The organism is Kosakonia sp. H7A, assembly GCF_003028445.1.
In the GTDB taxonomy this organism is placed as follows: Bacteria; Pseudomonadota; Gammaproteobacteria; order Enterobacterales; family Enterobacteriaceae; genus Kosakonia; species Kosakonia radicincitans.
Map to the genome: position 1 here is coordinate 1 of NZ_PYTZ01000096.1, position 480 is coordinate 480.

A 480-nucleotide genomic window follows, 5' to 3' on the forward strand; every position below is an offset into this window, starting at 1 on the left:
CGCCCGCCGCACGCGGGGCAGAGGCCGAACATGCGGCGCTGGCGATCCTGCGCCTGTCGCACCAGTACGCCGGCAAGCTGCTGCTGGTTCGCCAGGGCCGTCATGACCTGCAACAGCTGGCCCACGCTGATCTGGCTGCGGGTCAGCAGCCCGTTGAGCTCGCCGAGCGTCAGGTCCGAGGACACCGGGATGCCCAACGCCTGCAACAGGCCGCGCGGGGTGAGCTTGAGCTGGGCCAACCCGCGATAGCTCGCCACTTCGGTATTGCCCAGGTCCACGCCGACAGTGCGAAGCAGTTGCTGCAACGGCGCGGCGCCATCGACGTTCAGCAGTTTCGCGCCGGCGCTGAACGCGACCACGGGCGCGGCGCGGCGTGCCACAGCTGACGCACGCACCTGCGGCATCGAGTCGACCATGCCGAACATCGGCAGCGCGCCGCGGCGCAATTCCACCTCCACGGCATTGAGCGGATGGCTGGCG

General features: G+C 70.0%; 1 protein-coding gene. It reads right to left on the minus strand.

Going from position 1 to position 480, the window contains the following annotated elements; genetic code table 11:
* The coding region (locus CWM66_RS29155) for a hypothetical protein (RefSeq protein WP_199200092.1) at window positions 1–480 on the minus strand (480 nt) is incomplete at both ends.